We start from the raw sequence: 6,245 nt of genomic DNA, 5'->3' as shown, positions 1-6,245 counted from the left end.
AGGGAGATGCATTGGAAAAAATAGAAAAAAAGATGCTCATTATTGGGGGAGGCATTGGGGGATTGGCTGCTGCACTTGGAGCCGCCGAAGCTGGCAAAAAAACGACGGTGCTCGAACAGGCGCCCCAATTTGGTGAGATTGGTGCAGGGATTCAATTAGGGCCGAACGCTACAGCTGTGCTAGATCGCTTCGGTCTCATGGATGAAATCGCAAAATATGCGGTGTTTCCGCAACGACTCGTCTTAAAGGACGCTTTTTCAGGGAAGGAGCTTTCGGCTTTGGATTTAGGGGATGCGTTTAAGGAGAGGTACGGTTTTCCTTACATCGTGTTGCATCGCTCTGATTTGCATAAAGTGTTATTAGATGCATGTAAGGCGAGTCCATTTGTGACCCTCGTCAACGATCAGGTCATTGAATCGGTGGAAGAAAACGAGGCGGGCGTCATCGTGAAAAATACAAAAGGGGAAGCATTTGTCGGAAGTGCTGTTATCGGTGCTGATGGATTATGGTCAAAGACGCGTCGTTATTTTAGTGAGGATGAGCCGATCTGCTCTCAGTATGTGGCGTATCGGGGAACGATTCCGATGTCTGAGGTTTCCGTCGATTCAAGCATGGACGACGTCATTATGTGGATCGGGCCAAATCTTCACGTCGTGCAGTACCCTGTGCGTCGAAAAGAGCTCTATAACCAAGTGGTCGTGTTCAAAAGCTTAAATTACAAGGAGGATTCAGATGATTGGGGGACGCCGGATGAGATGGATATCGTGTTTAAAGGTTGTCATCCTCACGTCGAAAATGCCCTGTCCTTTATCGAAAAGCAAGTGCGCTGGCCGATGTATGATCGGGAGCCGATAGATAATTGGACGAAAGGAAATGTGACTCTTCTTGGGGACTCGGCTCATCCGATGCTTCAATACTTGGCACAAGGAGGGTGTCAAGCGCTGGAGGATGCAACCACCTTAGCGGATATGCTTATCCAGCATGGTGATAACTATAATCAAGCCTTTTTAGCATATCAGCAAGAGCGTATTCCACGAACGGCGAAAGTACAAACGTGCGCCCGAACATGGGGTGAAATTATTCACGCCGTCGATCCAGTATCCATTTTGCTTCGAAATACGATTTTGGAGCAAAGAGAGGCGGATGATTTCGGGCTCACAGACTGGCTGTACGGTTATAAAAGAACCTATTCGAAACATACAGTATAGTCTTATGCTAGCATAGGAAATAGGTTGGTAGACAATGTGGTCCCATCTACGTCATGATAGGGCCACTTTTCCTTTTGTCACTCTGATTTTTTTTATAAATAAACATAACCAAGACTATTTGATAATTCCTTCGCTGTTTTTAAAAGCTCGCTTGTCACGTATGATTCTTCAGTGATATCTAGCACACCTGATAATCCGATAACACTAATGGCTGCTACTAAATCATCTTTTTGGTCAAAAATTGGAGCCGAGATCGCCGCTATACCGGGGATGTAGGCTTGTGTGAATGCATAGCCAGCTTGTTTCACTTTGGTCAGCGTTTGCTCGAATTCCTCTGGAGGTACCGTATTCGTGTTGAGTTCTTGTTGAATAAGACGTTCTGTTTTTTCTTTAGGGTAAAAGGCAGCAAAGATGTTCCCTGTTGCACTTGTCGTTAACGGCGCTGGAGATCCAACCCGGACATTTACATTAATTGGCTTTTTGCTTTCCTCCCAGCTAATAAAAATAGGTCCTTCTTTCTCAACCCAAATCGCCAGTGATACCGTTTCATCAAGAAGCTCATTTAGTTTTTTTATGTAAGGTAGCGCCTTCACTCGAATATCAATCTTTTCCAATCCACGTAATCCTATTAACGTTAGCTCGCTTCCTAACGAATAACGTAGGTCATCACTTTTTTCCAAAAATCCGATTCTACATAAGCTAATTAAATATCGATAAAGCTGACTTTTCTGCATATCACAAGCCTTTGAAATTTCCGTAATAGTTAACGGCTTGTTAGCGCTTGAAATCGTTTTTAAAATGACATAGCCCAATTCAATGGATTGAATTCCTTTTTTTTCTGTGTCCAAGCTTAGTCCTCCTGTAATAAATAATCGTTAACACCTCCTTATTTTAACAAAAAGTTAAATATCGTTAAACTTTTACCTGATTTATTTAACGATCGTAAACCAAATGAAAAATTTAAAAAGTCTGAAAATTTTATTGACAGTATAAACATTTCTGTATAAACTCTTTATTAGTAACTTATAGTTAACTATGTTAACTATAGTTTAACAATTATTAAGGGGAGAGGATACAATGAAATTTGGTTATTTTACGTTAACAGACAATCCGATTGAGTATGGGGATGAGCGTAAAGATCCGAAACAGATGATTAAGGATCTCGTCGAACAGTGTGTGTATGCGGAACAATTAGGATTTAATTCTGTATGGGTGCCAGAGCACCATTTTAATGTGCTAGGAGTACTGCCGTCTCCTTCATTGCTGCTAGGAAATGTTGCGGCGAAAACGAGTAGAGTCCAACTCGCTCCAGCTACAGTTCTTTTACCGGTTAATCATCCCGTCCGGATGGCAGAGGAATACGCGTTGCTTGATGTTTTAAGTGATGGAAGAGCCATTTTTTCTGCTGGAAGAGGCTATGATGAGCGTGAATACGATGTGTTTGAAGTGAACTTTCATGATAGCAGAGAGATTTTTTTTGAGCAGCTAGACATTATTAAAAAAGCGTGGACGCAGAATTCAATCTCCTATAGTGGGAAATTTTACAACTTTCCAGAGGTTGAATTAACTCCAAAGCCAGTGCAGCATCCACATCCTCCTATTTATGTCGCTGCCTTTAGCGAGCCGTCTGTGCTAAAGGCAGCAGAGATGGGTGAGAACATCATCTTTGCTCCTTTTGCAGCGTCCATGGTGTTTGGCAGCATCGCAAATGCAGTCACTCGCTTCAAGCAAGAATCTGAAAAGCACGGCTTTACAGGCAAACAGGCGAGGTGCTCTTACTTCTTGAATGTAACCGATTCTAAAGAGGAAACCGAGAAAACAAAGCGACGGATGCTTAAATATTTTAGAGGGCTAGTGCCTGCATTCCCAAGTGACCCGACGACAGCCCCACCACACATTCGTTACTTCGTAGACATTGTTGAAAAACTAAAGCAGATGAAGGCTGAAGATTTAAGCGAAAACAGCATCATTGTCGGCGATGCACATTATGTAACTGAGAAGCTGAAGGAAGTTGAAAAGTCCGGGATTGAGGAAGTGATCATTTACTTTGATTTTGGAGGCCTCTCTCATGTTGAAACGTTGAAGGCGATGGAACGATTTTCAACACAAGTGATGCCAAATTTCGAAAGAAGTCATTTGCAAGTGGAAACGAACATTTAACACGGTTTACTTAATTGGGAGAGGGAGTTTTGAAATCTATCGTCAGCTCCCTTCAAAGGAACCATACGACCTTAAAAAAGGGTGAGCGTAATGGTAACAGCTAAAATCGAGAAGGCTTTAACTGCATTAAGCAGCGGGAATTTAATCATCCTTGTGGATAGGAATGGTCATGGGAAGCTTATGAGTTTCGTCGAAAAAACCACGCCGGAGCATATTAATTTCATGATCACTCACGGACGAGGACTCGTAAGTGTTGGGCTTGAAAAGGAGAGAGCGAAGCAGCTGGAGATTGAAGGACAGCAAACAGCCAATGCAGATAAACGCACGCAAGCCTTTACCGTTTCTGTTGATGTTGAAGGGACAACAACAGGGATTTCCACCTTTGAAAGACACGAAACGATCAAAGCTTTAATCGATCCTAAAAAGAATAGAGACGATTTTAAAAGGCCTGGTCATATTTTTCCTGTACTCGCCCACGAAAAGGGGATTTACGGGAAGCAAGCTCATACGGAAGCAGGGGTGACGCTTGCGAATTTGAGTGATTGTAACCGTGCAGTTGTCCTGTGCGATGTATTAAATGCGGAGGGCGAGCTGGCAAGCATGGAAGAGCTGAAGGCTTTCTCGTTATCGTTTCAGCTCGACATGCTGAAAATTGACGAGCTACTTCAGTATTGCCTCCTACACGAACCGCTCGTACAAATGGACGAACAAACGAAGCTGAAAAACCAAGTTGGAGAATTTGAGGTTATCACTTTCTCAAACGAATTTGACTTAGGGAAGGACTATCTTTTCTATTACAAAAAGCTTCACTCAAAAAAAGTTACGCCAGTCTATATTCATAAGCAATGTAACCATTTTGAGCTTATGTTATGTGAATGCCAGCAAAAATTAGAGTCTGCCATGACAAAGCTTAAAAAGATCGGCGGCGTAGGACTTTTTCTAGCGGAAAGAAAAGAGATCGCTCCGTTTGGAAAGGAAACGTACAACACGATTTTGATTGTTCAGTTGCTAAAAAGCATCGGGCTAAACAACATTCATTTGCTAAATAAATATCCTCTCTTTCCCTCTGTGCTGCATGAGTGTGGCATAAATCTTATGGACGTTTCGGGAGAGAACGGCTTACGAAAAAGTATCGTGTAGGGAGAGCGATACATTGAGGTGAAAAGGTGTTGAATTTCGAAAAAAAGATACTTGAGTGCTTGGAAAAGCATCCAGGTGCGAGCGCTCAGCGAGTCTTGCGATTTTTGAACGTGTCAAATAGTGACACAGCTTCTATAGAAGAAACGAAACGTAAATCGGTTATTTTTAAAAAGCTAAGAACGCTAAAACGAGACCGCAAAGTCGTAAACAAAGGCAACACTTGGTATTTGGTCAAATAAAGGAGGGAAAGGCAGCGTGAAATTAGTAACGTTTGAAGCATCGGAAGGACTCAAAGTAGGAGCCGTTGTGGACGAGAGCACAATCGTAGATTTGCAGCAAGGATACCGAGAAAAGCTGGAAACCGAAGGGGAGACGAGGGCGAGCGAGAAGGCGAAAGTGATTATCCCTGCGTGCACGAATGAGTTTCTCGAGGGGGGCGAAGAAACGCTACAAGCCGCTCGTGAGGCGATCTCCTTTGCAATGGAACGCTGGAGAACTACGGCCGCTGTTATGAAGATGAGTGACGTTCGAGTAGGGCCTCCTGTTCCAAGTCCGAAAAAGATTATTTGTGTCGGCCACAACTATCGTGAGCACATTTTGGAAATGAAGAGGGATCTTCCACAGTATCCGGTGCTATTCGCGAAGTTTTCAAACACGATTATCGGTCCTCAGGATGACATTCCGCACTATCCGATTACAGAAAAACTCGATTATGAAGCCGAATTTGCTGTCGTCATCGGAAAAACCGCTAAGGATGTTCCTTATGAAGAAGCGCTGGACTACGTAGCAGGGTACACGATCGCCAATGATGTCTCTTGCCGTGATTTGCAGAGACGAACAATTCAGTGGCTTCAAGGCAAAAGCGTTGATGGAAGCGCGCCAATGGGACCTTGGTTAGTGACGAAGGATGACATTCCTTCACCAGATGGGCTGGACATCGTCTTAACAGTTAACGGAAAGGAGCGTCAACGCTCCAATACGAAAAACCTAGTGTTTAACGTGCCATATTTAGTCGAGTTTCTTTCTTCTATCATGACCCTTGAACCGGGGGATGTCATTTTAACGGGGACGCCAGGTGGTGTGGGTGTTGCGATGGATCCACCAAGCTTTTTACAGGACGGAGATGTCGTAGCGATAACCGTAGATCAGATTGGTACATTGGTTAATACAGTAAAAAAAGTAGAAAAAGAAAAACTAAAACAATATGCCAATAAAGTGAATGAGCGGGTGGAGCAGCTTTACCAACTTATAAAAGAGCTGCCAGAAGAAGTAATCCGATGGAAGCCGTCTGCTGAGAAGTGGTCCATATTGCAAGTGCTAAGTCATGTGGAAGAAGCGAACCGTTACTGGACAGGGGAATTGAAGCGTACGGCTGCAAACCCCCATCGTAAGTGGGGACGAGGCTTAGAGCATCCCGAAAGAATGGCAGCTTTGGAGAGCATAGACAATGTATCGATTGAAGAGAAGCTGTTGAAACTTAAACGTTATAAGGCGTCTATTCGCTCTACATTCCTAAACTTGAACGACCTTGATTTGTCTCTCGAAACGACACATCGCAATCCTAAGTTTGGTGTGATGCCGCTTCAATTTTTAATCGAGCATTTTATGGTGGAGCATCTTGAAAAGCACATTAGTCAGGTGAAGCGTAATCTGAAGGCATTTGAACGAAATGGTGTAACGTCACATTAAATCACCTAAGGAGCATTTCTGTAATGAAGAAGTTTGAGGATTGAACAA

Annotated in this window: 4 protein-coding genes and 2 pseudogenes; 5 read left to right on the top strand and 1 reads right to left on the bottom strand. The window is 43.3% G+C overall.

What is annotated here, in order from left to right:
• The first annotated feature begins 32 nt into the window (after window positions 1-32).
• Entirely contained in the window at window positions 33-1,208 is a 1,176-nt protein-coding gene (locus BLT_RS0118080) for an FAD-dependent monooxygenase (RefSeq protein WP_035426056.1), read from the top strand.
• A 92-nt stretch (window positions 1,209-1,300) separates the two neighbouring features.
• Here BLT_RS0118080 and BLT_RS0118075 read toward each other — a convergent pair whose 3' ends face one another.
• Window positions 1,301-2,056 carry an IclR family transcriptional regulator gene (locus BLT_RS0118075; RefSeq protein WP_017729151.1) on the bottom strand — a complete coding sequence of 252 codons (756 nt, stop codon included), beginning with the start codon at window positions 2,054-2,056 and terminating at the stop codon, window positions 1,301-1,303.
• Between the two features lie 229 nt (window positions 2,057-2,285).
• Here BLT_RS0118075 and BLT_RS0118070 point away from each other — a divergent pair, with 229 nt between their 5' ends.
• From BLT_RS0118070 to BLT_RS24590, 4 genes and pseudogenes are all read left to right on the top strand, one after another.
• Window positions 2,286-3,368 (top strand): LLM class flavin-dependent oxidoreductase, encoded by a 1,083-nt coding sequence (locus BLT_RS0118070; protein ID WP_017729150.1) that lies wholly within the window; start codon window positions 2,286-2,288, stop codon window positions 3,366-3,368.
• A gap of 90 nt (window positions 3,369-3,458) precedes the next feature.
• A complete protein-coding gene (locus BLT_RS22340) occupies window positions 3,459-4,508 on the top strand; it encodes a 3,4-dihydroxy-2-butanone-4-phosphate synthase (protein ID WP_017729149.1) in 1,050 nt (349 codons plus the stop codon).
• Between the two features lie 255 nt (window positions 4,509-4,763).
• Window positions 4,764-5,699 (top strand): annotated as a pseudogene (locus BLT_RS24595) (fumarylacetoacetate hydrolase family protein); the annotation flags it as partial.
• Between the two features lie 12 nt (window positions 5,700-5,711).
• A pseudogene (locus BLT_RS24590) lies at window positions 5,712-6,197 on the top strand (DinB family protein); the annotation flags it as partial.
• Window positions 6,198-6,245 lie beyond the last annotated feature (48 nt).

The organism is Halalkalibacterium ligniniphilum, from assembly GCF_000334155.1.
In the GTDB taxonomy this organism is placed as follows: domain Bacteria; phylum Bacillota; class Bacilli; order Bacillales; family Bacillaceae_D; genus Halalkalibacterium; species Halalkalibacterium ligniniphilum.
Note: the sequence above shows the minus strand (reverse complement) of the source record. Positions and strands in the feature narration are given on the sequence as shown.

What these genes read in the sequence shown, in the direction of transcription:
- BLT_RS0118080 (WP_035426056.1), top strand. Translation starts at nt 33, where the DNA reads ATGCTCATTATTGGGGGAGGCATTGGGGGATTGGCTGCTGCACTTGGA.
- BLT_RS22340 (WP_017729149.1), top strand. Translation starts at nt 3,459, where the DNA reads ATGGTAACAGCTAAAATCGAGAAGGCTTTAACTGCATTAAGCAGCGGG.
- BLT_RS0118070 (WP_017729150.1), top strand. Translation starts at nt 2,286, where the DNA reads ATGAAATTTGGTTATTTTACGTTAACAGACAATCCGATTGAGTATGGG.